Source organism: Mucilaginibacter oryzae (genome assembly GCF_003148845.1).
In the GTDB taxonomy this organism is placed as follows: Bacteria; Bacteroidota; Bacteroidia; order Sphingobacteriales; family Sphingobacteriaceae; genus Mucilaginibacter; species Mucilaginibacter oryzae.
In genome coordinates, this window is record NZ_QGHA01000009.1 from 1 (window position 1) to 23,417 (window position 23,417).

A 23,417-nucleotide genomic window follows, 5' to 3' on the forward strand; every position below is an offset into this window, starting at 1 on the left:
TTAAAACCCCCTCTAAATCTCCCCCGATAGGGGAGACTTTTTAAAAATTTCAACTTCTTAAAGCCCTCCCTCCCGGGGAGGGTTTGGGTGGGGCTGGAGACTTTTAAAACTCTTACCCTTCTTAAAGCCCTCCCCCTTGGGGAGGGTTTGGGTGGGGTTATTAATGTGCAGCTACGGCTTCCACATCAAACTCGTATACATAGCCTAAATTATCCGGGCTGCTGCTGCTTACTTTAAGGTCTTTTACCAAACCGCTGGCCAGGTCAATAACCCAACCATGCACTTCCAGGTCGTGCCGCTCTTTCCAGGCATTTTGAATAATGGTGGTTTTACAGAGGTTATACACCTGCTCGGTAACGTTCAATTCAACCAGGCGGTTAACCTTAGTTGTCTCGTCGGTAATGCGGTCAAGCTCGTGGCTATGCAAACGGTAAACATCTTTAATATGGCGCAGCCAGTTATCAATCAGGCCGAATTGCTTGTGGCTCATGGCCGCCGCAACGCCGCCGCAGCCGTAATGGCCGGCAACAATTACGTGTTTTACCTTAAGTACGTTAACGGCATAATCAAGCACGCTCAGCATGTTCATGTCCGAGTGTACACATACGTTGGCAATGTTGCGGTGTACAAAAACTTCGCCCGGTTTGGTACCGGTAACCTCGTTGGCGGGCACACGGCTGTCTGAGCAGCCTATCCACAGCACTTCGGGGCTTTGGCCTTTGGCCAGTTTATTGAAAAACTCGCTATCCTCAGATAGTTTGCGCTCAACCCAGGCTGCATTATTTGCAATTAATTTGCTATAGCTGTTTGATTGCGCTAACCTGATTTCGCTGATATTTATTGCGGCTTTGCCGTTTTTGTTTTCTTGTGTCGACATTGTTTTTCTTGTTAGATGGGGTTATAAATCAATTCTTTTAAAGGAGGCACATCGTACTTCTCCTTTACATCCTTCAATTGCACGATGATACCCTTGGTATAGGCATTGTGCTTGTAATTATGAATGATCTCCAGTACATCCGGATCGATGTATCTCGAATTCGATCCGTCAATCAGTACCTCGCTGCCCTGTGGTAAGCTGGTAAGCGTTACCTGTATGGCAGCCTTGTTGAGGAAGGATACTTCCTCGGCCAGTTTCAGTTTGATCACTTCTTTACTGCCGTTCTTTTCAATCCGGTAAAAGTATGGGTTACGCAGGTTTGTACGCAGGATGTAAAATACCCCTACCAGCATACCTATGCCCACGCCAATCAGCAGGTCGGTCATTACCACAGCTGCAATGGTTACCACAAAAGGGATAAACTGGTTAAGCCCCTGGTGCCACATGTGTTTAAAAAGGCCTACACGGGCCAGTTTATACCCCGTCATGAGCAGGATGGCTGCAAGGCACGAAAGCGGGATATGGTTAATTAGCGACGGGATTGCCAGCAATGCAACCAGTAACAGTAAACCATGTATAACCGCACTCATTTTAGTACGTGCGCCGGCATTTACATTGGCCGACGAACGAACGATAACCGCAGTCATGGGCAGGCCGCCAAGCATACCGCTTATGATATTGCCCACTCCCTGTGCAAGCAGCTCGCGGTTGGTTGGCGATACACGTTTAATAGGGTCTATTTTATCAACCGCTTCAAGGCTCAGCAGGGTTTCCAAACTGGCCACAATGGCAATGGTAATAGCCGTTATCCAAACCTGTTTGTTCCCGATCTGCCCAAAATCCGGAGATTTAAACAGGCCGAAAAACTCGGCGCTGCTGTGCACCAGCGGAATGCGTACAAACTGCTTATCAAGCAAGGCCAGGCTTGTACCCGAAAAAGCCAGGCTTAAAACTATACCGGCCACTACCACCAGCAATGGCGCCGGTACAACCGCCAGCTTTTTAAACTTAGGCCAATAGATCATGAATGCCAGCGATACCACCGCAATAATCACCGCGCCGTAATTGATACGGGCAAAGGCCCTTGTTATTCCCGAAAAAGTATTATGCTCATCTGCCTGGCTAAAGCCTTCGTCGCCCTCAAAATCCGCATCATAACCAACAGCGTGAGGGAACTGTTTCATGATAAGGATAATACCTATAGCGGCCAGCATCCCTTCAATAACTGATGAAGGAAAATAGTTGGCGATGGTACCGGCCTTGATCAACCCGAGGATGATCTGGAAAACGCCGGCAATTACCAGGGCTAATAAAAAGGTTTCGTAAGCGCCGAGTTTGGTAATGCCGTTAAGTACAATTACCGTTAAACCCGCTGCCGGACCAGCAACACTAAGCTGCGAGCCGCTAAGCGCACCTACCACGATCCCGCCGATGATGCCTGTTAACAAACCCGCGAAAAGCGGCGCGCCGGATGCCAGCGCTATACCTAAACATAGCGGCAATGCCACCAGGAATACAACAATACTTGACGGAATGTCCCTTTTTAAATTTTTGGACAAAAAATATTTTTTCAGGTTGAGGTTGCCCATAGCAAATTCACCTTGCTTGATTTGCATAAGAATGAAGTTGATTAAAATTGTTAAAATGAATTAAAAGCGTTGCAATCCGGATAGGGAAGTATCCGGTTAACTCATTTTATACGTTTGGAGGGGGCGTGGGCACTACCGGGTGGTACAACTGCTTATACAAAGCGTTTTCCTGGTTGTGCAAAACCTTTGATTCGGTAATATAGGTAATGAAGCTGATGGTATGAAAATCGTAATCATCGAAGGTTTTTTTCTCCTTCACGAGGTCTTTCTCCAGGTTATCCTTATCTGTTTTGCTTTCCTGCTCCAACTGAAGGATCACCGCGCTTACGGTTTTATTATCCAGGAATAAAAATACCGGTGCGAGCGAGATGCCCATCTTTATTACAAAGACGGCCATAAACAGCGCTACTACCCAGATCTTATTATTCCTGATTTTCATCCAACACAAATATATAAAAAAATGCTTTGCATTAGCGGTAACGCGGCTTTAAAAGCTAATGTTACAATTTAATTACTATTTTTAGCTAATTACTAAAACCTGAATTGTGGATAAAAAGCTTGAATTATTGCACGCCAAACGTGAACAGGCCATGCAGGGCGGCGGCGCGCAGCGCATTGAAAGTCAGCATAAAAAAGGAAAATTAACGGCCCGCGAGCGCCTGCACTTTTTACTGGATGAAGGCTCGTTCCAGGAGATTGGGATGCTGGTCACCCACCGCTCGGTTGATTTTGGTATGGAGAAGGAAAAATATCCCGGCGACGGCGTTATTACCGGTTACGGCACCGTAAACGGCAGGCTGGTATATGTTTTCTCGCAGGATTTTACCGTTTTTGGCGGCTCGCTTTCAGAAACCCATGCCGAAAAGATTTGCAAAGTGATGGACCTCGCCCTCAAAAACGGTGCGCCTGTTATCGGCCTGAATGATTCGGGCGGGGCGCGCATCCAGGAGGGGGTAGTATCGTTAGGCGGTTATGCCGATATTTTTTACCGCAATACCATGGCATCGGGCGTAATCCCGCAAATTTCGGCCATTATGGGGCCCTGCGCGGGCGGCGCGGTTTATTCGCCCGCCATTACTGATTTTATTTTGATGGTTGAGCATACCTCGTATATGTTTGTAACCGGCCCCAACGTAGTAAAAACGGTAACGCACGAAGTAGTAACTTCCGAAGAATTGGGCGGCGCGCATACGCATGCCACTAAATCGGGCGTAACGCATTTTGCCTGCCCTAACGAGATAGCCGCCATTCAGCATATCAAACAGTTGTTAAGCTACATGCCCCAAAACTGCGAGGATAAAGCGCCCTCACTGCCTTATGAACCCGGCGATGAGCTCCGGCCTGCATTAAATTCGCTGCTGCCTCCGGCGCCCTCAACACCTTATGACATCCGCGAGGTGATTGAGCAGGTGATAGATCAGGATTCGTTTTTTGAGGTACATAAAGATTTTGCCGAAAACCTGGTAATAGGCTTCGCGCGGCTGGCCGGCCGGAGCATCGGCATTGTGGCTAACCAGCCAGCCTTTTTAGCCGGCGTACTGGATATCCATTCATCAACCAAAGGGGCGCGCTTTGTTCGCTTTTGCGATTGCTTTAATATCCCGCTGCTGGTATTTGAAGATGTGCCCGGCTTTTTACCCGGCACCGACCAGGAATGGAATGCCATCATCACCAACGGCGCTAAACTGCTGTACGCCTTTTGCGAAGCCACCGTTCCGCGGGTTACCGTAATTACCCGCAAAGCCTATGGGGGCGCTTACGATGTTATGAACTCCAAGCACATCGGCGCCGACATGAATTTCGCCTGGCCATCGGCCGAGATTGCCGTAATGGGCGCGAAAGGCGCGGCTGAAATTATTTTTAAACGGGAGATCAGTCATGCCGACGATCACGAAGGCAAATGGCAGGAAATGGAGCAGCTTTACGCCGATACTTTTGCCAACCCCTACCGGGCAGCCGAACGCGGTTTTATTGACGAAGTGATTGAACCCGCCGAAACAAGGGCCAAACTGATCAGTGCATTTAAAATGCTGGAAAATAAGGTAGCTAATAACCCGCGGAAGAAGCACGGGAATATTCCGTTGTAAGGTGAAAGGTAAAAGGCGAAAGGCAAAAGAAGGTTTAACGCCATGGGTGAGAATAGGGTGTAAAAAAACTTTTATCTTAGCCTTTTACCTCAAAAAACATCATCTCGTTTTTGCTACCATCCTAAAATTCGGCGCTTTCGAAAAACCTTTTACCTTTCGCCTTTATCCTTTTACCTCAAAAAATGATTACCATCGAACAGATCCGCCCCGAACTTACCTGGCGCTTACGGCAGCGGGTGTTATATCCCGGTAGCAAATTGTATGAAATGGAAATGGAAGAAGATAACCATGGCTACCATTTCGCGGCGTTTCGGGATAACGACATTATTGCCGTGGTTTCGCTTTTTAAAGATGATGATAACTGGCAGTTCCGCAAGTTCGCGGTTGATCCATCGCTGCAAAAAATGGGGATAGGCAAAGCCATGTTGCAGTATATTACCAATTTTGCCATGGAGGGCGGCGGCGCCAGGCTGTGGTGCAATGCCCGGGATACCGCCATCGGTTTTTACTTAAAGCATGGCTTTAAACATACCGGTCAGCTTTTTTCAAAAAACGGGTTTAATTACGAAATACTGGAAAAACACCTCGCTCATCAGGGAAATCTCCCTTAAAAGACATCCTAAGTTTAGCCTTACCTAAATCCTCTCCAAAGGAGATGGCTTTGAGAAACAAGGAACTCTCTCTCCTTTGGACGGGGCCGGGGCTGAGGCTCTTTCAAATAGACGATAGCAACATTTTTTTTTAAAGCGATTCCCTACTCATTCCTTCATTAAATCGGCAATAATAGCGGTGGCATAATCATTTTTTTGTTTTTGATTAGATATTTTAGCCACATCAAGCGCGGCGTCAATATCGCCCTGGGCTTCGTAAACAACGGCCAGGTTATAGGCTGCCCTGCTGGCCAGCTTAGTATCGGCGCCGTCAATAAGCGGGTTCAATACCTGGAATGCCTTATCAAACTTTCCGGCTTTAATCAACTCTACAGATGCTGCCAGCTGGTCGCCGTTAGTATATAACGGCCTGTCGTGGTAATCGGTATAGGGTAGGTAATCTTTCAATGCATCTAAAGCCGAATTCCTGATGGCATCATACAAAGGGCCCCCGTGGGCCAGCAGGCTTGAGGCATTTCCGTAAGCGTTCTCATCCTGTATCGGAGCTTTGCCCTGCAGCTTTTTAAAATAAATACCATTTGCTTCGGTTAACAAAAATGTGGTATTCAGCATCCGGGTGCGGTAAACAACAGGCTGCCCGTTGTAATAATCGCGCTCCCAAACGGTCTCGGTTTTAAAATCCTCAAACGAAAGCACATAGCGGGCTTTATATTTCTGGGCGATGGCTTTAGCCGAATCGGTATTGGCGGCAAACCTTACCGAATCAACCAGTTGAACCACCTTTACACCCGGCAACGCGTGCAGCTGCATAGCCACGTTGCTTATGGCGGTATAAGCCCCCGCCTTTAAAGATGCCAATACCCTCGGGTTGCGCGTGCGGGTTGAATCGGGCATGTAATGGTTAATGAGTACAATGGTGGTGCGGCCCGTATGGAACTGCATTTTAGGAGCGTAATCGACAGGAACGGTTACATATTGTGGCACACTGCATGAGGCCAGGAAGCCGGCAGCGAATAAGATCAGAACGAATTTAAACAGTTTCACGTTAGTAATTTTAATAGTTGCGAAAGGTAAAACATAAGCATGAATGCATTATGAAAAGCAAGTCATTTTTATATCAAACACTTCGGTGGTATAATTGTGACTATTTATTTTGAAAAACGTTTAACGCCCGTGCTAAAAATGAGCATAAAAATGAATCTTCGCCGGGTACCCGATAGTGGCTGGCGCTCGGCAGCCGGTTGCCTCCCGCCACGGTTGGTTATGCTTTTGCTCTTCCCTCAATCCGTTCAAACAGATTGCTTTTATACCTGCTAACCTTACGCAATATCATCAGCTTTATTATATTTGCTGTATAACATAACAGGTTAAACATTAACATGGCTAAAAAGAAAACTGACGCCCCGCAACATACCCCCGTTGTAAACGAATCTTCACTGGCTTTTTTCGAAAAATATATCAACAACCCCTCGCCTACCGGTTTTGAATGGAAAGGGCAGGAACTTTGGCTCGAATATTTAAAACCTTATATCGATACCCATTATGTTGACAACTACGGCACAGCAGTTGGCATTATCAATCCAAAGGCTGATTATAAAGTTGTTATTGAGGCCCATGCCGATGAAATTTCGTGGTTTGTAAACTATATTACCAGCGATGGTTTAATTTACGTGATCCGCAATGGCGGCTCCGACCACCAGATAGCCCCTTCAAAACGTGTAAACATCCATACCGATAACGGGGTGGTAAAAGCCGTTTTCGGCTGGCCGGCCATCCATACCCGTTCGGGTGGTGAAAAGGAAGAAGCCCCTACGCTCAAAAACATCTTTTTAGATTGCGGCTGCACCAGTAAAGAAGAGGTTGAAAAACTGGGCATCCATGTAGGTTGCGTAATCACTTACGAAGATGAGTTCATGATATTGAATGATCGCTATTATGTTGGCAGGGCTTTGGATAACCGTGCCGGTGGTTTCATGATTGCCGAGGTTGCCCGCCTGCTGAAAGAAAACAATGTAAAACTGCCTTTCGGTTTATATATCGTTAACGCCGTACAGGAAGAAATTGGATTGCGTGGCGCCGAGATGATCGCCCACAAAATAAAGCCCAACGTTGCCATTGTTACCGATGTTACGCATGATACGCAAACGCCGATGATCAATAAAATTGTACAGGGCGATCTGGCCTGCGGCAAAGGTCCGGTAGTATCATATGCCCCGGCGGTGCAAAACAACCTCAATAAATTACTGATAGCGAGCGCTCAGAAGGCCGGGATCCCTTTTCAGCGGCAGGCTTCATCGCGCTCAACAGGTACTGATACCGATGCTTTCGCCTATTCGAACGATGGTGTGCCTTCGGCTTTGATATCTTTGCCCTTGCGTTATATGCATACTACGGTTGAGATGATCCACAAAGAAGATGTTGACAATGTGATCAGGATGATTTATGAAACTTTACTGAACATCGAGGCCGGGCAAGATTTCAGATATATTAAATAATTGATAAAAAAACCACCCTTTAAAACAATTGGGTGGCTTTTTTATTCACTCATAAAAATCAAACGAAAACAAATTTTAACCCCCCAAAAACAAATTTCTATTTATGAAGCCAACCTTATTAATACTCGCGGCCGGAATGGCAAGCCGCTACGGAAGCATGAAACAAGTTGACGGCTTTGGCCCTAACGGTGAAACCATTATTGATTATTCAATATACGACGCTATTAAAGCAGGCTTTGGTAAAGTTACATTCATTATCCGCGAAGAGTTTGCAGACAGCTTTAAAGCAATTTTTGAGCCCAAACTGGCCGGTCGTGTTGAAACAGATTATGTTTTTCAAAGCTTTGATCTGAAGCCTTTCGGCATCGATAAAGAAATTGAACGCGCCAAACCATGGGGTACGGCCCACGCTGTGCTTGCTGCCCGCAACCAGGTAAATGAACCATTTTGCGTAATCAACGCTGATGATTATTATGGTTATGAAGCATTTGAAAAAATGGCTCAATTTTTAACTACCGAGGTCAGGGATGATCTGTACTCGCTGGTAGGCTATCAAATTGACCGTACTTTATCTGATTATGGCTCGGTATCGCGCGGTGTTTGCGAGGTTGATGAAAACGGCAACATGGTTGAAATTAACGAACGTACCGAAGTTTATTTTAAAGAAGACGGCAGTGTAGCATACAAAGATGCTACCGGCGAGCACTCGCTGCCTAACGATACCCGCGTATCGATGAACTTCTGGGGTTTTACGCCTGCCATATTTAAACAAAGCGAGCAGATGTTTGTGGATTTTGTGGCCGCTAATGAAAACAACCCGAAAGCGGAATTCTTTATCCCGCTTGCTGCCGATAAGTTGATTAAAGACGGCACAGCCGCGTTTAAGGTAATCCCGACCGGCTCAAAATGGTTCGGCGTTACCTATAAAGAAGATAAGCCTATTGTACAGAAAAGCATATCTGAGCTGGTAGCCAACGGCGTTTACCCTGAAAAGCTTTGGGACTAAATCCTTAGCTTAGCTCAAAAAAAATAAAACTCCCGTTTGCTAAGAGCCAAACGGGAGTTTTATTTTTATATGCTGATCTTTATTTATTCCTGTACTATAAAAAATGATTGCTGCTCGCCGTCATGGTAAACATGAAGGGTTTTGGTAACCACCTGGTTGTTTGAATTGATCTGAATTTTATAATCGCCGTCGGCCAGCTCGCTTAACACGTAACCTTTTGTGGCGGCAGTTTTGGTTGATACATTATCTTTTAGCAACAACTCATTTTCATTGTTATAAACGCGTACAACTGATTTGCCGCTAACTGATTGGGCAAATTCCATTTTGATGCCGCGATCGTTACCTAACACGCTGAAGCTTACCACTTCTTTGGCTTTAGGAGTAACATCGGCAGCTTTAGCGGCTGTAGCAGCAAAAACACCTGCGCTTAATAAGAAAAATAATGCTGATAATTTTATTGAGGTTTTCATGATTTTGAATATTTAAAATGTTGTTGATATTGTGTGTTTGTTATTTTCAATGATCAAATGAACAACATTATTTTCACCCGCTAAAAAGCGTTATACCAGCGCCTTAAACTTATATACCAATAGCCGAAAGCATTCGGCAAACGCCAAAAACGCATAAATTATCCATATTTTACAAGTTGATCTAAAAATCCAGGGTGTTGATCGGTAGTTTAAGCTGGTTGATCGAATACGAAGTATTTGTTACCTGCAAATACGCATTTTGTAAAACCAATAAAATTTAGCTGCGTTGCTTTCTTATACCTCCAACTAAAACGGCAGCTAAAGCATGAATGCAGAGATCATAGGCAACGTACAGGGCGTTAAACAACAGGATGGCGTTTTAATCCTCAAAACCGCCGAAGCGGAAGCAAGGGTTTATAGCTATAGCCCCACCATTATCAGGGTAAATATCAGTAAACAGCATCTGGAAAGGGATGAATCCTTCGCGGTGATCCGGCAACCGGTGACCGGTTTTGATTTTGATGAATCGTCGGCTTATATTGATGTTTTTACCCCGGCGCTTAAATTGCGCATCCAGAAATCGCCTTTGAGGTTTAATTTTTTCACCAACACAGGCATGCCCTTAAGCGCTGATGATGAGCGTTACGGAACTACCTGGCAAGGCGAACGGGTAATTACCTATCGTAAAATTTATGCTGATGAAAAATTTATCGGCCTTGGTGAAAAGGCGGGCGATTTGAACCGTCGCGGCACATCATACACCAACTGGAATACCGATGCGGTAGATTATACGCCCAAAACCGACCCCTTGTATAAAACCTTCCCGTTCTTTATTGGCCTGCACAGCGGCCTTACCTACGGGTTGTTTTTTGATAACACGCACAAAAGCTATTTTGATTTCGGCGCATCTACCGATGAGCAGATGAGTTGGTTCGGTGCCGATGGCGGCGATATGAACTACTATTTTTTCGGCGCGCAGGGGGTTGCGCAAATCATTGAAGATTATACCTGGCTTACCGGCCGGATGGAAATGCCGCCGCTCTGGAGCCTCGGTTATCAGCAATGCCGGTGGAGCTACATGAGCAGCGACGAGGTGTTGAAGATAGCCAAAACATTTCGGGATAAGCAGATCCCCGCCGATGTGATCTATTGCGATATCGATTACATGGACAATTTCAAGATCTTCACCTGGAACAAAGAAACATTTCCTGAACCCAAAAAGATGATCGACGAGTTGAAGCAATTGGGCTTTAAGCTGGTCACCATTGTTGATCCGGGAATTAAGATAGAAAACGGCTACAAGCAATACGACGAGGGCCTCGATAAAGGCTACTTTGCCACCTACCCCGATGGCGAAAACTATACGGGCTATGTGTGGCCGGGCCGCTGCCATTTCCCCGATTTTTTCAGGGAGGAGGTACGCGAATGGTGGGGATCGGCATTTACAGCACTTGCCGAGCCGGGTGTTGATGGTTTTTGGAATGACATGAATGAGCCCGCCGTTTGGAACCAGAACATTCCCTGGATGGTAAAGTTCGGCGATAAATATATGCCCGAGGTACGCAACGCCTACGGCATGCAAATGGCCCGGGCTACTTACGAGGGGACACGAGAGATATTAGGCAATAAACGCCCCTTTGTACTCACCCGGGCGGCTTATGCCGGTACACAACGCTATTCGGCCATCTGGACGGGCGATAACACCGGTACAGATGAGCACCTGCTGTTCGGTCAGCGCCTGGTTAATAGCTTAGGCATTACCGGAATGAGTTTTACAGGTGTTGACATCGGCGGCTTCAGCGGCAACCCTACACCAGAGTTAATGGTTCGCTGGAACTCGTTGGGTACCTATACCCCGATGTTCCGTAACCACGCCATACAAGGCAGCAAAATGCGCGAACCATGGGAATGGGGCGAAGAATATGAACAGATTATTAAAAAAGATATTGAGCAGCGGTATAAACTACTTCCTTATATCTACTCGGGCTTTTATCAATCAACCCAGACAGGCCTGCCGCTAAGCCGTACACTGGCCATTGAACATGCTTTCGACGACAGTGTTTATGATATCCGTTTTCAAAACCAGTTTATGTTTGGCAATTCCATTTTGGTGGCCCCGGTTGTGAGTACCGAATTAACAGCAGATGTTTACCTGCCCGAAGGATCGTGGTACCGTTTTGGGTCGGATAAGATTTATGAGGGCGGGCAGGTTATTCATGTGCCCTCCCCACTAACCGATTTGCCGGTGTTTATAAAAGCAGGCGGTATAATCCCGATGCAAAGCGGTGTGCAAAATACAAGCGAGCAGGGTGACGGCATTTTATATATCCATGTTTGGAACGGAGCTGAACCCAACAGCTTTGTTTATTATGAAGACGATGGTACATCGTACGATTACGAGCAGGGTGTTTATTATAAGAGGTTGATCAGTTTTGATCCGGTGAAGATAGTGTTGCGCTTATCGCCTGTCCAAGGTGTTTTTAAATCAAGATTTGAACAGCTAAGGATTGTTTTGCATGGGTTTGGGGAAAAAGGATTAAAAGATGAGCTGATTGAAAATACAACAGAAGAAATCGTAATTGAATTTTAAAATTCTATAGAATGCTGATTATATTGGGCTAAGTATTTTAACGATGGCCAATACCTTTTCACAGATTTATCTTCAGTTCGTTTTCGCCGTTAAAGGCAGGGAAAGCCTAATTTCGAAAAGTAATAAGGAGGAATTGCATAAATATATTACGGTACTGATACAAAATCGTGGTGTTAAACTGCTTGCCATTAATTGCATGCCTGATCATACCCATATTTTTGTTGGCTACAAACCAAGTATCTTAATTTCTGATTTTGTAAAGGAAATTAAAGTTGAGAGCAATGAATTTATCAACAGTAAAGGTTGGGTACGAGGAAAATTCAGTTGGCAGGAAGGTTATGGTATTTTTTCATATTCTCACTCGCAGATTGATTCCGTAGTAAAGTATATCCAAAACCAGGAAATTCATCACCAGAAAAAGTCATTTAAGCAGGAGTTCACAAAGTTATTGGAGAAATTTGAAATTCCTTTTGAAGAGAGATATTTGTTCGATTTCTGGTAATAAAGCTTGCCGTGGATGATTTGCGTGATTGATATAGGAGGCACCTACGGAGCCAGGAATACCCATTCATTTTCCTACAAACATGGTACTCCTACGGAGTTGTAGCTGCGCATGGTTTTCAAACTCCGTAGGAGTACCATGTTTGTAGCCAAAATTGTTTCAGCATATTGGCTCCGCAGGTGCCTCCTTCTACGCCCTGCTATCCCGTTTCAATCCCAGAAAAAAAGCCCGGTCTGGAACTAACCAAACCGGGCTTTATATTATCGAAACGAAATCGATTATTTCACTTCTTCAAAATCAACGTCTGTTACTGTATCAGCGTTATCCTGGGCGCCTGCGCCTGGCTGGCCACCGTTTGGCGCGCCCTGGGCTGCCTCGGCAGAAGCTTTGTACATATCTTCAGAGGCTGCGGTCCACGCTGTGTTCAACTCGGTCTGAGCGGCTTCGATAGCATCGAAGTTCTTAGCTGCATAAGCCTCTTTCAATTTAGCCAAACCAGCTTCGATAGGCGCTTTTTTATCAGCAGGGATCTTATCGCCATACTCTTTCAGTTGCTTTTCTGTCGAGAAGATCAGGGCATCAGCACCGTTCAGTTTTTCAACTTCCTCTTTTGCCTTTCTGTCAGCATCAGCGTTGGCTTCAGCTTCGTCCTTCATCTTTTTGATCTCGGCATCAGTTAAGCCAGATGAAGCTTCGATACGGATTTTTTGCTCTTTACCGGTAGCTTTATCTTTAGCAGATACATGCAGGATACCGTTGGCATCAATATCGAAAGTTACTTCAATCTGAGGCACACCGCGAGGTGCTGGTGGGATACCATCCAGGTGGAAACGGCCGATAGTACGGTTACCTGCAGCCATTGGACGCTCACCTTGCAAAATGTGGATCTCAACAGATGGCTGGCTATCGCTGGCAGTTGAGAAAGTTTCTGATTTTTTAGTTGGGATCGTAGTATTTGCCTCAATCAGTTTGGTCATCACACCACCCATGGTTTCAATACCTAATGAAAGCGGGGTAACGTCCAATAACAATACATCCTTAACCTCACCGGTTAATACACCACCCTGGATAGCAGCACCGATGGCCACAACCTCATCCGGGTTAACACCTTTTGAAGGCGCTTTACCAAAGAATTTTTGTACGGCTTCCTGGATAGCAGGGATACGGGTTGAACCACCTACTAAAATCACTTCGTCAATATCAGAAGTGCTTAAACCGGCATTTTTCAGGGCCGATTTACAAGGCTCAATAGTACGTTTGATCAGGCTGTCGGCAAGTTGCTCAAATTTAGCACGGGTTAAAGTTTTAACTAAGTGCTTAGGCATACCGTCAACAGCAGTGATGTAAGGTAAGTTAACCTCAGTTTGAGCTGAGCTTGATAACTCGATTTTAGCTTTCTCAGCCGATTCTTTTAAACGTTGTAAAGCCATTGGGTCTCTACGCAGGTCTAAACCTTCGTCAACCTTAAACTCGTCGGCTAACCAATCGATAATTACCTGGTCAAAGTCGTCACCACCTAAGTGTGTATCACCATCGGTTGCTTTTACTTCAAATACGCCATCACCTAATTCCAGTACAGATACGTCATGAGTACCGCCACCGCAGTCAAACACAACTATCTTCATATCTTTATGCGCTTTATCAAAGCCGTAAGCCAAAGCAGCAGCAGTAGGCTCGTTAATGATACGGCGAACTTTTAAACCGGCAATTTCACCGGCTTCTTTAGTAGCCTGGCGTTGCGCATCGTTAAAGTAAGCAGGTACGGTAATAACCGCTTCGGATACTTCGGTGCCTAAAAAGTCTTCGGCGGTTTTCTTCATTTTTTGAAGGATCATGGCCGAGATTTCTTGCGGCGTATATTTACGGTCGCCAATTTCAACACGAGGAGTGTTATTGTCGCCCTTAACTACCTTGTAAGGTACACGGGCAACCTCGCTTGATACTTCGCTAAACTGGTTACCCATAAAGCGTTTAATCGACGAAATGGTTTTGGTAGGGTTAGTGATGGCCTGGCGTTTTGCAGGATCACCAACTTTACGTTCGCCATTATCAATAAAAGCTACTACAGACGGCGTAGTACGTTTACCCTCGCTGTTTGCTATAACTACAGGCTCGTTACCTTCCATTACAGCAACGCAGGAGTTTGTTGTTCCTAAGTCGATTCCAATTATTTTAGACATATATGATTGTTTTTCGTTATTGATTTATTGTTTACTAACCTCTGCTGTTTATCAATGCCTGTGCCAATATACCGATGGCAGTAAAATTTAACTTTTATTGTCAGTTCATACCGAGGGCGGCAGTTTGGCTTACACTGCAATGACAGGTTGGCAGAACCAAAAGAGGTTAAAGGGAAAAGGTTAAGGGCGAAAGGTTTCTTTGCGTTTGCTATTTGTCAGGATATAATTTAACTTGTTCCTGAACTTTAAACATTATCATGAAATATATCAGGGAAGGTAATAACCGCTTCGGAACAGTACTCTATACCATCGACGGAAATTACGTACGCAAAGGCCAGGGCCGATTTGGCGATATCCTGTATACCATAGATGGTAAAATAGTGAAGCAAGGCCAGGGCATGTTTGGCGAGGTTGTTTGCAATATTGATGACAACCTGATCAGGAAGGGTCGCACGCTGTTTGGCGATGTGCTGTATAATATCGATGGCCGTTTTGTGCGGGAGGGCCGGAGCAGGTTTGGGGAGATTAAGTTTTATATTGATGAGTGAGGGGGATATTAATGGCAATTATATTAAAAGGCCTATTTCTTCAGCGACATCCGCTTAAATATTCATTACCTTTGGTTCTATACCGCTTTTAAATGATTATTAAAAGATTAATATTAGAAAATTGGAAAAACTTTCCGATTGTTGATGTCGACCTGAATGACAGAGTATTTATTGTCGGTCCAAATGCTGCCGGAAAATCAAATTTATTAGATTCAATTAGATTCTTAAGGGATGTAGTAAAACAAGGCGGTGGTTTACAGTATGCCGTAGAAAACCGCGGAGGTATTCGAAAAATTCGCTCTTTATCTGCGAGAGCAATTTCACATGTGTCAATAGAAATGCATTTAGGAGAACCTAATGATGAAACTCCTAAATGGAAGTATAAATTAGTTTTCAAGCACACTGGTGGTGGGCTTTTCAAAAATGAAGTAGCAATAACGCGTGAAAGTGTTTGGTCAAGAGAAAAATCAGATTATATTTTAAATCGTCCTAATGCAGCAGAAGAAGACTCTGAAACGCTAAAATATACACATTTAGAGCAGATTACGACTAACAAAGGGTTTAGAGAGATATACAATTTTTTTAGTGAAATCCAGTATCTTCATATTGTACCTCAGTTGGTTAGAGATCACAACTCTTATTTTTTATCAAAAGATAAAGAGGACTTCTATGGCCGCAATTTTCTTGAAAAGATCTCCGTGGTGAATGATCGTACGAAGAAAGCTTATTTAAGAAGTATTAATGAGGTTCTAAAATTAGCGGTTCCTCAAATTGAAAGTCTTGAATTTAAAAAAGACAATGTAGGTATTCCGCACTTAGAAGCCAGATATTTGCACTGGAGGGCGAAAGGCAACAAGCAGCAAGAAGATCAATTCTCCGATGGAACCTTAAGATTGATAGGCTTATTATGGGCTTTATTAGATGGTAGTGAAACCGTTTTGTTAGAAGAACCTGAAATTAATCTTCATTCAGAGATAATTAAACAATTGCCTGAATTTATTTCAAGCCTTCAAAGAAGAAAGTCAAAAACAAGACAGGTGATCATAACCACTCATAGTTATGAGATGTTGGATAATTCCGGTATAAGCAGCGAAGAAATATTAATACTTATTCCATCTAAAGAAGGCACTGCTATAGAAGTTGCTTCTAATCTAAACGAAATTAATTCTATCATACAAGCAGGGTTTACTCCTGCACAAGCAACTATCAAGATTACCTCGCCTAAAGACATATCGAAGATCTCACAGCTCAAATTATTTTAGATGGAATCTATTTATATTGCAGGCGAAGATGATGTAACAAAAGCCTGCTTAAGAAAAATAATATCACACTACGCTCCTGATTCAAAAATTATCACTGAGCTACCGGCAAGAGGAGGGCAATTAAAAAGCTTAATTGAGAATTTCAATAAGTTATCACTCGCTTATCCTGTTATATTATTGATGGATTTAGATGCTGCGAATTGTGCTCCGTTATTAAAAGCAGAATGTTTTAAAGGAATTAAGCAGTCGAATAGTTTTATATTTAACATAGCCTGCGATGAAGCGGAAGCTTGGCTCATGTCTGATAGAAGCACATTTGCAAAATATTTTAAAGTACCTTTAGATTCTATTCCAGCCGTAGGAAACATCGGCAGTAAAATGAAACCTTATAAAGAATTGGCCTTTAAATATAAGTCTAGTTTATTTTTAACACGTGATCTTATTTTAAAATCCACGGATAGCAATTATATTAAGATGATGCACCCCAAGGTAGGAGCGAGTAAAGGGCCTGAATATAATATGGCTATAATTCCCTTTATCGACAGCCATTGGGACATTGAAGAAGCCAGGTTAAATTCCGATAGTTTGAATAAGACGATTTTACGGATTGAGAAATATATTCAAAATCAAAGATCAATAGTTAAAAAAAGTAAATAATAAGATATGTATCTAATATTCAGTAACTTATACAAAATCGCTACCTTCTCTGATACTTAAGACACCACAAAGGCTTATCCTATTGCCTTGAATTGCATAACAAATAGCTGTACTTTATCGCTATGCATCCATTTTTGATAAGCGAAGTTAATTTTGCCCGTCTGTCGGCGGTTTAGCGCAGTATAACCCAAGGTGTAAACAGGTCAAGTCCCTAACTTAAAGCCAATAAATAAACATATCATCTACTTCGATGAGGCGCCATAACTCAAATAACAAATCTTTTTACTGATTTCCAGTAACGTAATTCAGAGACTTTAAGTGATTTGGTACCACGGTGTACGCTTCACTAAACCCACGGCAGTAAACAATCAAAAAATCCATGCAAGTCAATAAAAACAAAATCGGCCCGCTCAAATAAGTGGGCCGATTTCTGTATCTGTTAAGCTGAATAATTAATTATTCGCCTTTTTCAGCGTTTTCTTCGTTTTCAGAAGTTGCGGGCGCTTCAGCAGCCGGTTCTTCTTTAACGTCTTCAACAACTACAGCTTCATCAGCAGCTACAGGAGCAACAGCTTTAGCTTTTGAACCACCACGACGACGGGTTGATTTTTTAGCAGGAGCAGCAGCGTCAGCACCGTAAACAGTGTTGTAATCAACAAGCTCAATGATTGCCATTTCAGCGTTATCGCCTAAACGGTTTTCTAACTTGATGATACGGGTGTAACCACCCGGGCGGTTAGCAATTTTCTCAGCAACCTCGCGGAAAAGGATCGCGGTAGCGTCTTTATCCTGCAGGTAGCTAAACACTGTACGGCGTGAGTGCGTAGTATCGTTTTTTGATTTTGTTAAAAGTGGCTCAACATAACCGCGTAAAACTTTTGCTTTTGCTAATGTTGTAGTAATACGCTTGTGTAAAATAAGCGAAGTTGCCATGTTAGCCAACATCGCTTTGCGGTGGGCTGTAGTACGGCCTAAGTGATTGTTTTTGTTTCCGTGTCTCATTGTTTTATATATTTCACGTGCATACCGTTGGGCGATAGGCTCAAGCCCTCGGAATTATGCTTTCGCTTAATTAATATTAGTGCAAAAAAAAGAGAGGTTTGAGCTAAGACTAATCTCTTATCTCAAACCTCTAATCTCTTCTTATTCTTCGTCTAACTTAAATTTAGACAGGTTCATGCCAAAAGACAAGCCTTTTGATTTCACCAGGTCCTGAATCTCGGTTAACGATTTTTTACCAAAATTTCTGAATTTCAGCATATCGGCAACATCGTACGATACCAGATCAGCAAGGCTGCGGATATCGGCAGCTTTTAAGCAGTTAAGGGCACGTACCGATAGGTCAAGATCAACCAGTTCGGTTTTAAGGATCTTGCGCATGTGCAGAATCTCTTCATCAACCTCTTTGGTTTCTTCTTTAGCCTGTGCTTCAAGCATCATGTTTTCATCGCTGAACAGCATGAAGTGCTGGATCAGGATCTTGGCTGCTTCTTTTAAAGCATCTTCAGGGTGGATCGAACCATCAGTGGCAATATCCAATACTAATTTTTCATAGTCGGTTTTTTGCTCAACACGATAGTTTTCGATAGTATATTTTACGTTTTTGATCGGCGTATAGATCGAATCGATAGCGATAACGCCAACATTAGCGTCAGGATTTTTATTTTCCTCGCTTGGTACGTAACCACGGCCTTTACCTACAGTAAGCTCAACTTCAAGCGTTACTGATGGGTCCATGTTGCAAAGTACCAGATCAGGATTTAATACAGTAAAGTTGTTTGAGAATTTAGTGATGTCTCCAGCTTTAAATGCATCCTGGCCATTTACAATAACAAATATTTTCTCGCTGTCGCCAGATTCGCCTGTTTTCTTAAAACGAACTTGTTTAAGATTAAGGATGATCTCGGTTACGTCTTCAACAACACCCTTAATGGTTGAAAATTCGTGCGTAACTCCTGAAAAACGAACAGAAGTGATAGCAAAACCTTCAAGAGATGAAAGTAAGATACGACGCAGAGCATTACCAATGGTTACACCGAAACCTGGTTCTAACGGACGAAATTCAAACGTACCATCAAAATCATTTGCTTTCTGCATGATAACCTTGTCTGGTTTTTGAAATGCTAAAATTGCCATTTATATCCTTTATTTATTGTTTACTTGATAATTGATTTGAGATATGGAATTTGAGATGCGAAACTTAGCTCCGGCGTAACAAACCAATATTCAAACCCTTTTGTTTTTTTCTATATATACGAAAACCAGAAATGAGATTTGAAAAAACTTCCAAATCTCACATCTGATAGGCTCATATCTTATTTAGAGTACAACTCGACGATCAGGTTTTCCTTGATGTTTTCAGGAATTTCGTCGCGGTTAGGGTAGTTAAGGAACTTACCGGTTAAGGTATTTGCGTCCCACTCCAACCAGCTGTATTTGTTGATTCTTCTGCCGGCTACCGAATTGGTGATGGCTTCTAATGATTTAGATTTTTCACGTACAGCTACCACGTCGCCTGCTTTTAAAGCGTATGAAGCGATGTTTACCACAGCACCGTTAACAGTGATATGTTTGTGGTTAACCAACTGACGGGCTGCCGAACGAGTAGGCGCGATACCTAAACGGAAAACAGCGTTATCTAAACGGGCTTCCAAAAATTTCAACAGGTTTTCACCGGTGATACCTTCTTTAGCTGATGCACGGTGAAAAAGGTTTTCGAACTGACGTTCCAATACACCGTAAGTATATTTTACTTTTTGTTTCTCTTGCAGCTGAGTAGAGTACTCAGATTGTTTGCCACGGCGTTTTGATGCACCATGCTGACCCGGAGGGTAGTTTTTACGTTCTAATGCTTTATCCGGACCGAAGATGGCTTCGCGGAAACGACGGGCAATTTTGGATTTTGGTCCTGTATATCTGGCCATTTTGTGTTGTTCTTAAAGTATCATGCAACCTGCAGCTGCAGAATCTTAGCTTTAAAATCTGTTAATTAAACTCTTCTTCTTTTTGAAGGACGGCAACCGTTATGCGGAAGCGGTGTAATATCTTTAATCGTAGTTACTTCGATACCTGCAGTTTGCAAAGTACGGATAGCAGACTCACGACCGGCACCTGGGCCTTTTACAAACACCTCAACTTTACGCAAGCCTAAGTCGTAAGCAACTTTACCGCAATCGGCAGCAGCTTGTGAGGCAGCGTATGGAGTGTTCTTTTTTGAACCTTTGAAACCCATTTTACCGGCAGACGACCATGAAATAGCCTGGCCTGTTTTATTGGTAAGGGTGATGATGATGTTGTTAAAAGTAGCATTGATGTGTGCTTCGCCGACCGGCTCAATTACAACAATGCGTTTTTTGGTAACTTTTTTAGCTTTAGCCATTTTTTTAATTATTGAATTAATGAATTACTGAATTAGCGAATAATCCGGACCCATTAATTATACTGTCAAATGAGGTAATCCTGATGCCTTAAAGGTTATTAAGCGGCAATAAGCCAACCGCTAACCTTTAACCACCAATCACTATTTAGTAGCTTTTTTCTTGTTAGCAACTGTTTTACGTTTACCTTTACGGGTACGTGAGTTGTTTTTAGTACGCTGACCACGTAATGGCAAACCTTTACGGTGACGTGTACCACGGTAGCAACCAATATCCATCAAACGTTTAATGTTAAGCTGTACTTCTGAACGTAAAGCACCTTCAACTTTAATCTGATCGTTGATGATACCACGTATAGCAGCTAACTGATCATCGGTCCAGTCTTGTACTTTGATATTTACGTCGATACCTGCTTCAGCTAAAATGCGTTGAGCTGTTGAGCGGCCGATGCCGTAAATGTAAGTAAGTCCGATCTCTCCTCTTTTATTCTTTGGTAAATCAATACCTGAAATCCTTGCCATATTTTTTATTTAGTGATTTAGTGACTTAGTGATTGGGTGAGCCTTTGTGTTGATAAAAATCAGCAACTCACTAATTCACTAACTCAAAATTAATTTTTCTTAGCCCTGGCGTTGTTTAAACTTCGGGTTCTTTTTGTTAATAACGTAAAGTTTCCCGTTGCGGCGGATGATTTTGCAATCTGCGCTGCGTTTTTTGATGGATGCTCTAACTTTCATCTTTTTATTTATATCTATAGGTTATTCTACCCTTTGTTAAATCGTACGGACTCATCTCCAGTTTCACCCTGTCGCCAGGAAGAATTTTGATGTAGTGCATGCGCATTTTACCGGATATGTGCGCTATAATCTCATGACCATTTTCAAGTTCAACACGAAACATTGCGTTTGACAATGCCTCCCTAATTGTACCGTCCTGCTCAATCGAAGATTGTTTAGCCATATTTTACTGATTATTACTTAATTATCCGCCCTAAAACCGGGATGCAAAATTAATAAAAAATTATTTAATTATTATTTTTTTCTTTTAAAACATTTTCTACGTATTCAAACGTCGATAAAATGTCGGGTTTACCCTTTCCTACCGCTACAGTATGCTCATAGTGGGCGCTTGGCTTCTTATCAACGGTTGATACCGTCCAACCATCATCCCAAAACTTAACACCGGCACGGCCTGCGTTAATCATCGGCTCAATGGCTATTACCATACCTTCTTCAAGTTTGGTGCCTGATCCGCGCTTACCGTAATTGGGTACTTCGGGTTTTTCGTGTAACTGCCTGCCCACGCCATGCCCAACCAGTTCTTTTACCACGCCAAATCCATTTTTCTCTGCATGCTCCTGCACCGCGTAACCGATATCGCCTATGCGCATCCCGGCTACCGCTTTTTCAACGCCAAGCTTTAAACACTCCTGCGTAACACGCATCAGCTTCTTCACTTCGTCGCTCACCTCGCCAATGGCAAAGGTGTAGGCCGAATCGCCCACGTATTTGTTCAGTACCACCCCGCAATCAACCGATACCAGGTCGCCTTCCTTCAGAATATATTTGCCGGGGAAACCGTGTACTACCTGATCGTTAAGTGAGATACAGAGAGAATATGGAAATCCGTGATAATTTAAAAAGGCTGGAATGCCCCCATTATCACGGATAAAAGTTTCAGCAAGCCTGTCGAGTTCAATGGTTGATACTCCCGGTCCTATAACCTTTGCAATTTCGGCATGGGTTTTTGAAACCAGCAGGGAACTTGCCCTGATCAACTCAATTTCCTCGGCAGACTTGTAAATAATTTTCGACATGTTTTAGATGGCTGTCGGGGTTGTTCCGGCAGCTGCAGGCATAGCTGTACGTCCTTTAATACGCCCGGTTTTCATCAAACCATCGTAATGGCGCATCAACAGGTGGCTTTCAATCTGCTGTAAGGTATCCAGCACAACACCTACAAGGATAATGAGCGATGTACCGCCGAAAAACCTTGCAAATATCGGTGATATGCCAACCAAACTTGCAAATGCAGGTATGATAGCTATGATAGCCAAAAATACCGAACCTGGTAAAGTAATCCTTGATATTACGGCGTCAATAAAATCGGCTGTGCTTTTGCCTGGTTTAATGCCCGGTATAAAACCACCGTTCTTTTTCATATCGTCAGCCATCTGGTTAGGGTTAACTGTAATAGCTGTATAGAAATAAGTGAACAGGATGATCAGGATACCGAACAACAGGTTATGCTGCCATGAATTATAGTTAGCCAAAGCAATCAGGATCCCGTTTGATGAAATGTTGGGGAAAAACTGCGATACCGTTTGCGGAATAAACATCAATGCCTGGGCAAAAATGATAGGCATTACACCTGCAGCATTTACCTTTAAAGGTATATACTGGCGCACGCCGCCATATTGTTTATTACCTACAATACGTTTTGCGTATTGAACCGATATTTTACGTGTTCCCTGTACAATCAGGATAGTAAACATTACCACGCCTATAAGCGCCACAATCTCCACAATAAAACCAATTAAACCGCCGGCACCGCTGTTACGCGCAACAAACTCAGTACCGAAAGCACCTGGTAACTGGGCGATGATACCCACCATGATGATCAGCGAAATACCGTTGCCTATACCTTTATCGGTAATTTTTTCACCAAGCCACATTACAAATAATGTACCGGCTGTTAATACGAAGGTATTAACGATGATGAATGTAAACGGATCTGTTATCGTCCTGGCATCAACCGGAACCTGTGATTTAACGTAAGCGATAGCCTGTAAAAACGTAATACCTATGGTAAGGTAACGCGTCCATTGGTTAAGTTTGTTACGACCGCTTTCACCTTCCTTTTGCAATTTGGTGAAATAAGGTACGGCAATGCCCAGCAGTTGCACCACAATTGAAGCCGAAATGTAAGGCATTACACCTAACGCGAAAATAGAGGAACGTGAAAACGATCCTCCCGCAAACATATTCAGCAATCCTATTAATCCTTCTGCTTTTTGGCTTGATACCGATGAGTAGTTAACACCCGGTAAAATTACGTATGAGCCTACACGATATATTAGAAGAAACAGGAGCGTATTAATAATACGCACCCTTAAATCTTCGATTTTCCAGATATTGGATAATGTGGTGAAAAATTTCTTCATTGA

Annotated in this window: 24 protein-coding genes; 9 read left to right on the plus strand and 15 right to left on the minus strand. The window is 43.3% G+C overall.

Annotated features, from left to right (window positions below; translation table 11 throughout):
* Nucleotides 1-160: 160 nt before the first annotated feature.
* The 3 genes from can to LX99_RS19450 form a co-directional block, all read right to left on the minus strand.
* Nucleotides 161-877 (minus strand): carbonate dehydratase, encoded by a 717-nt coding sequence (can, locus tag LX99_RS19440; RefSeq protein WP_109609370.1) that lies wholly within the window; start codon nucleotides 875-877, stop codon nucleotides 161-163.
* An 11-nt stretch (nucleotides 878-888) separates the two neighbouring features.
* Nucleotides 889-2,493: a SulP family inorganic anion transporter gene (locus LX99_RS19445; protein WP_245927967.1), complete on the minus strand. Its 1,605-nt coding sequence runs from the start codon at nucleotides 2,491-2,493 to the stop codon at nucleotides 889-891.
* Nucleotides 2,494-2,572: 79 nt separating this feature from the next.
* A complete protein-coding gene (locus LX99_RS19450; protein WP_022833759.1) occupies nucleotides 2,573-2,905 on the minus strand; it encodes a hypothetical protein in 333 nt (110 codons plus the stop codon).
* Nucleotides 2,906-3,011: 106 nt separating this feature from the next.
* On the opposite strand from LX99_RS19450, the gene LX99_RS19455 reads away from it, so the two are divergent.
* Entirely contained in the window at nucleotides 3,012-4,553 is a 1,542-nt protein-coding gene (locus LX99_RS19455) for an acyl-CoA carboxylase subunit beta (protein ID WP_211319058.1), read from the plus strand.
* A gap of 182 nt (nucleotides 4,554-4,735) precedes the next feature.
* Nucleotides 4,736-5,164, plus strand: a complete 429-nt coding sequence (locus tag LX99_RS19460; RefSeq protein WP_109609371.1) for a GNAT family N-acetyltransferase — start codon at nucleotides 4,736-4,738, stop codon at nucleotides 5,162-5,164.
* Between the two features lie 147 nt (nucleotides 5,165-5,311).
* Here LX99_RS19460 and LX99_RS19465 read toward each other — a convergent pair whose 3' ends face one another.
* Entirely contained in the window at nucleotides 5,312-6,208 is an 897-nt protein-coding gene (locus LX99_RS19465; protein WP_109609372.1) for a DUF6340 family protein, read from the minus strand.
* Between the two features lie 335 nt (nucleotides 6,209-6,543).
* Here LX99_RS19465 and LX99_RS19470 point away from each other — a divergent pair, with 335 nt between their 5' ends.
* Nucleotides 6,544-7,659 carry a M42 family metallopeptidase gene (locus tag LX99_RS19470; RefSeq protein WP_109609373.1) on the plus strand — a complete coding sequence of 372 codons (1,116 nt, stop codon included), beginning with the start codon at nucleotides 6,544-6,546 and terminating at the stop codon, nucleotides 7,657-7,659.
* A 103-nt stretch (nucleotides 7,660-7,762) separates the two neighbouring features.
* Nucleotides 7,763-8,665: a nucleotidyltransferase family protein gene (locus LX99_RS19475; RefSeq protein ID WP_109609374.1), complete on the plus strand. Its 903-nt coding sequence runs from the start codon at nucleotides 7,763-7,765 to the stop codon at nucleotides 8,663-8,665.
* 83 nt (nucleotides 8,666-8,748) lie between these two features.
* On the opposite strand, the gene LX99_RS19480 is transcribed toward LX99_RS19475, so the two are convergent.
* Nucleotides 8,749-9,135: a hypothetical protein gene (locus LX99_RS19480; RefSeq protein ID WP_022829544.1), complete on the minus strand. Its 387-nt coding sequence runs from the start codon at nucleotides 9,133-9,135 to the stop codon at nucleotides 8,749-8,751.
* Between the two features lie 325 nt (nucleotides 9,136-9,460).
* On the opposite strand from LX99_RS19480, the gene LX99_RS19485 reads away from it, so the two are divergent.
* Nucleotides 9,461-11,725, plus strand: coding sequence for a glycoside hydrolase family 31 protein (locus LX99_RS19485; protein ID WP_109609375.1), 2,265 nt, complete (start codon nucleotides 9,461-9,463; stop codon nucleotides 11,723-11,725).
* 43 nt (nucleotides 11,726-11,768) lie between these two features.
* On the plus strand, nucleotides 11,769-12,227 hold the full coding sequence (tnpA, locus tag LX99_RS19490) for an IS200/IS605 family transposase (RefSeq protein WP_109609376.1): 459 nt from the start codon (nucleotides 11,769-11,771) through the stop codon (nucleotides 12,225-12,227).
* Between the two features lie 278 nt (nucleotides 12,228-12,505).
* Here tnpA and dnaK read toward each other — a convergent pair whose 3' ends face one another.
* The gene (gene dnaK, locus LX99_RS19495) at nucleotides 12,506-14,407 is read right to left on the minus strand and encodes a molecular chaperone DnaK (protein WP_109609377.1); all 1,902 of its coding nucleotides are present in this window, start codon (nucleotides 14,405-14,407) and stop codon (nucleotides 12,506-12,508) included.
* 257 nt (nucleotides 14,408-14,664) lie between these two features.
* Between dnaK and LX99_RS19500 the strand changes: the two genes are divergently transcribed.
* The 3 genes from LX99_RS19500 (at nucleotide 14,665) to LX99_RS19510 (ending at nucleotide 16,874) form a co-directional block, all read left to right on the plus strand.
* A complete protein-coding gene (locus tag LX99_RS19500; RefSeq protein ID WP_109609378.1) occupies nucleotides 14,665-14,955 on the plus strand; it encodes a hypothetical protein in 291 nt (96 codons plus the stop codon).
* A 92-nt stretch (nucleotides 14,956-15,047) separates the two neighbouring features.
* On the plus strand, nucleotides 15,048-16,217 hold the full coding sequence (locus LX99_RS19505) for an AAA family ATPase (protein WP_109609379.1): 1,170 nt from the start codon (nucleotides 15,048-15,050) through the stop codon (nucleotides 16,215-16,217).
* On the plus strand, nucleotides 16,218-16,874 hold the full coding sequence (locus LX99_RS19510) for a DUF4276 family protein (protein WP_109609380.1): 657 nt from the start codon (nucleotides 16,218-16,220) through the stop codon (nucleotides 16,872-16,874). It abuts the gene before it with no gap.
* A 456-nt stretch (nucleotides 16,875-17,330) separates the two neighbouring features.
* Here the strand turns inward: LX99_RS19510 and rplQ are convergent, their stop codons facing one another.
* The 9 genes from rplQ to secY form a co-directional block, all read right to left on the minus strand.
* Entirely contained in the window at nucleotides 17,331-17,876 is a 546-nt protein-coding gene (gene rplQ, locus LX99_RS19515) for a 50S ribosomal protein L17 (RefSeq protein ID WP_109609381.1), read from the minus strand.
* 141 nt (nucleotides 17,877-18,017) lie between these two features.
* Nucleotides 18,018-19,010: a DNA-directed RNA polymerase subunit alpha gene (locus LX99_RS19520; protein ID WP_022833265.1), complete on the minus strand. Its 993-nt coding sequence runs from the start codon at nucleotides 19,008-19,010 to the stop codon at nucleotides 18,018-18,020.
* Between the two features lie 179 nt (nucleotides 19,011-19,189).
* Nucleotides 19,190-19,798 (minus strand): 30S ribosomal protein S4, encoded by a 609-nt coding sequence (gene rpsD, locus LX99_RS19525; RefSeq protein WP_022833266.1) that lies wholly within the window; start codon nucleotides 19,796-19,798, stop codon nucleotides 19,190-19,192.
* 65 nt (nucleotides 19,799-19,863) lie between these two features.
* A complete protein-coding gene (rpsK, locus tag LX99_RS19530) occupies nucleotides 19,864-20,253 on the minus strand; it encodes a 30S ribosomal protein S11 (protein ID WP_022833267.1) in 390 nt (129 codons plus the stop codon).
* A gap of 141 nt (nucleotides 20,254-20,394) precedes the next feature.
* Complete coding sequence (rpsM, locus tag LX99_RS19535) at nucleotides 20,395-20,772, minus strand: 30S ribosomal protein S13 (RefSeq protein ID WP_022833268.1); 378 nt, start codon at nucleotides 20,770-20,772, stop codon at nucleotides 20,395-20,397.
* Between the two features lie 99 nt (nucleotides 20,773-20,871).
* Nucleotides 20,872-20,988, minus strand: coding sequence for a type B 50S ribosomal protein L36 (gene ykgO, locus LX99_RS19540; RefSeq protein WP_022833269.1), 117 nt, complete (start codon nucleotides 20,986-20,988; stop codon nucleotides 20,872-20,874).
* Nucleotides 20,989-20,992: 4 nt separating this feature from the next.
* Nucleotides 20,993-21,211: a translation initiation factor IF-1 gene (gene infA, locus LX99_RS19545; RefSeq protein WP_022833270.1), complete on the minus strand. Its 219-nt coding sequence runs from the start codon at nucleotides 21,209-21,211 to the stop codon at nucleotides 20,993-20,995.
* Nucleotides 21,212-21,275: 64 nt separating this feature from the next.
* The gene (map, locus tag LX99_RS19550) at nucleotides 21,276-22,067 is read right to left on the minus strand and encodes a type I methionyl aminopeptidase (protein ID WP_022833271.1); all 792 of its coding nucleotides are present in this window, start codon (nucleotides 22,065-22,067) and stop codon (nucleotides 21,276-21,278) included.
* Nucleotides 22,068-22,070: 3 nt separating this feature from the next.
* Nucleotides 22,071-23,414, minus strand: a complete 1,344-nt coding sequence (secY, locus tag LX99_RS19555) for a preprotein translocase subunit SecY (protein ID WP_109609382.1) — start codon at nucleotides 23,412-23,414, stop codon at nucleotides 22,071-22,073.
* Between the last annotated feature and the right edge of the window lie 3 nt (nucleotides 23,415-23,417).

Coding starts and splice junctions, on each gene's coding strand:
- can (WP_109609370.1), bottom strand. CDS start 877: ATGTCGACACAAGAAAACAAAAACGGCAAAGCCGCAATAAATATCAGC.
- LX99_RS19445 (WP_245927967.1), bottom strand. CDS start 2,493: ATGCAAATCAAGCAAGGTGAATTTGCTATGGGCAACCTCAACCTGAAA.
- LX99_RS19450 (WP_022833759.1), bottom strand. CDS start 2,905: ATGAAAATCAGGAATAATAAGATCTGGGTAGTAGCGCTGTTTATGGCC.
- LX99_RS19460 (WP_109609371.1), top strand. CDS start 4,736: ATGATTACCATCGAACAGATCCGCCCCGAACTTACCTGGCGCTTACGG.
- LX99_RS19470 (WP_109609373.1), top strand. CDS start 6,544: ATGGCTAAAAAGAAAACTGACGCCCCGCAACATACCCCCGTTGTAAAC.
- LX99_RS19475 (WP_109609374.1), top strand. CDS start 7,763: ATGAAGCCAACCTTATTAATACTCGCGGCCGGAATGGCAAGCCGCTAC.
- LX99_RS19480 (WP_022829544.1), bottom strand. CDS start 9,135: ATGAAAACCTCAATAAAATTATCAGCATTATTTTTCTTATTAAGCGCA.
- LX99_RS19485 (WP_109609375.1), top strand. CDS start 9,461: ATGAATGCAGAGATCATAGGCAACGTACAGGGCGTTAAACAACAGGAT.
- tnpA (WP_109609376.1), top strand. CDS start 11,769: ATGGCCAATACCTTTTCACAGATTTATCTTCAGTTCGTTTTCGCCGTT.
- dnaK (WP_109609377.1), bottom strand. CDS start 14,407: ATGTCTAAAATAATTGGAATCGACTTAGGAACAACAAACTCCTGCGTT.
- LX99_RS19500 (WP_109609378.1), top strand. CDS start 14,665: ATGAAATATATCAGGGAAGGTAATAACCGCTTCGGAACAGTACTCTAT.
- LX99_RS19505 (WP_109609379.1), top strand. CDS start 15,048: ATGATTATTAAAAGATTAATATTAGAAAATTGGAAAAACTTTCCGATT.
- LX99_RS19510 (WP_109609380.1), top strand. CDS start 16,218: ATGGAATCTATTTATATTGCAGGCGAAGATGATGTAACAAAAGCCTGC.
- rplQ (WP_109609381.1), bottom strand. CDS start 17,876: ATGAGACACGGAAACAAAAACAATCACTTAGGCCGTACTACAGCCCAC.
- LX99_RS19520 (WP_022833265.1), bottom strand. CDS start 19,010: ATGGCAATTTTAGCATTTCAAAAACCAGACAAGGTTATCATGCAGAAA.
- rpsD (WP_022833266.1), bottom strand. CDS start 19,798: ATGGCCAGATATACAGGACCAAAATCCAAAATTGCCCGTCGTTTCCGC.
- rpsK (WP_022833267.1), bottom strand. CDS start 20,253: ATGGCTAAAGCTAAAAAAGTTACCAAAAAACGCATTGTTGTAATTGAG.
- rpsM (WP_022833268.1), bottom strand. CDS start 20,772: ATGGCAAGGATTTCAGGTATTGATTTACCAAAGAATAAAAGAGGAGAG.
- ykgO (WP_022833269.1), bottom strand. CDS start 20,988: ATGAAAGTTAGAGCATCCATCAAAAAACGCAGCGCAGATTGCAAAATC.
- infA (WP_022833270.1), bottom strand. CDS start 21,211: ATGGCTAAACAATCTTCGATTGAGCAGGACGGTACAATTAGGGAGGCA.
- map (WP_022833271.1), bottom strand. CDS start 22,067: ATGTCGAAAATTATTTACAAGTCTGCCGAGGAAATTGAGTTGATCAGG.
- secY (WP_109609382.1), bottom strand. CDS start 23,414: ATGAAGAAATTTTTCACCACATTATCCAATATCTGGAAAATCGAAGAT.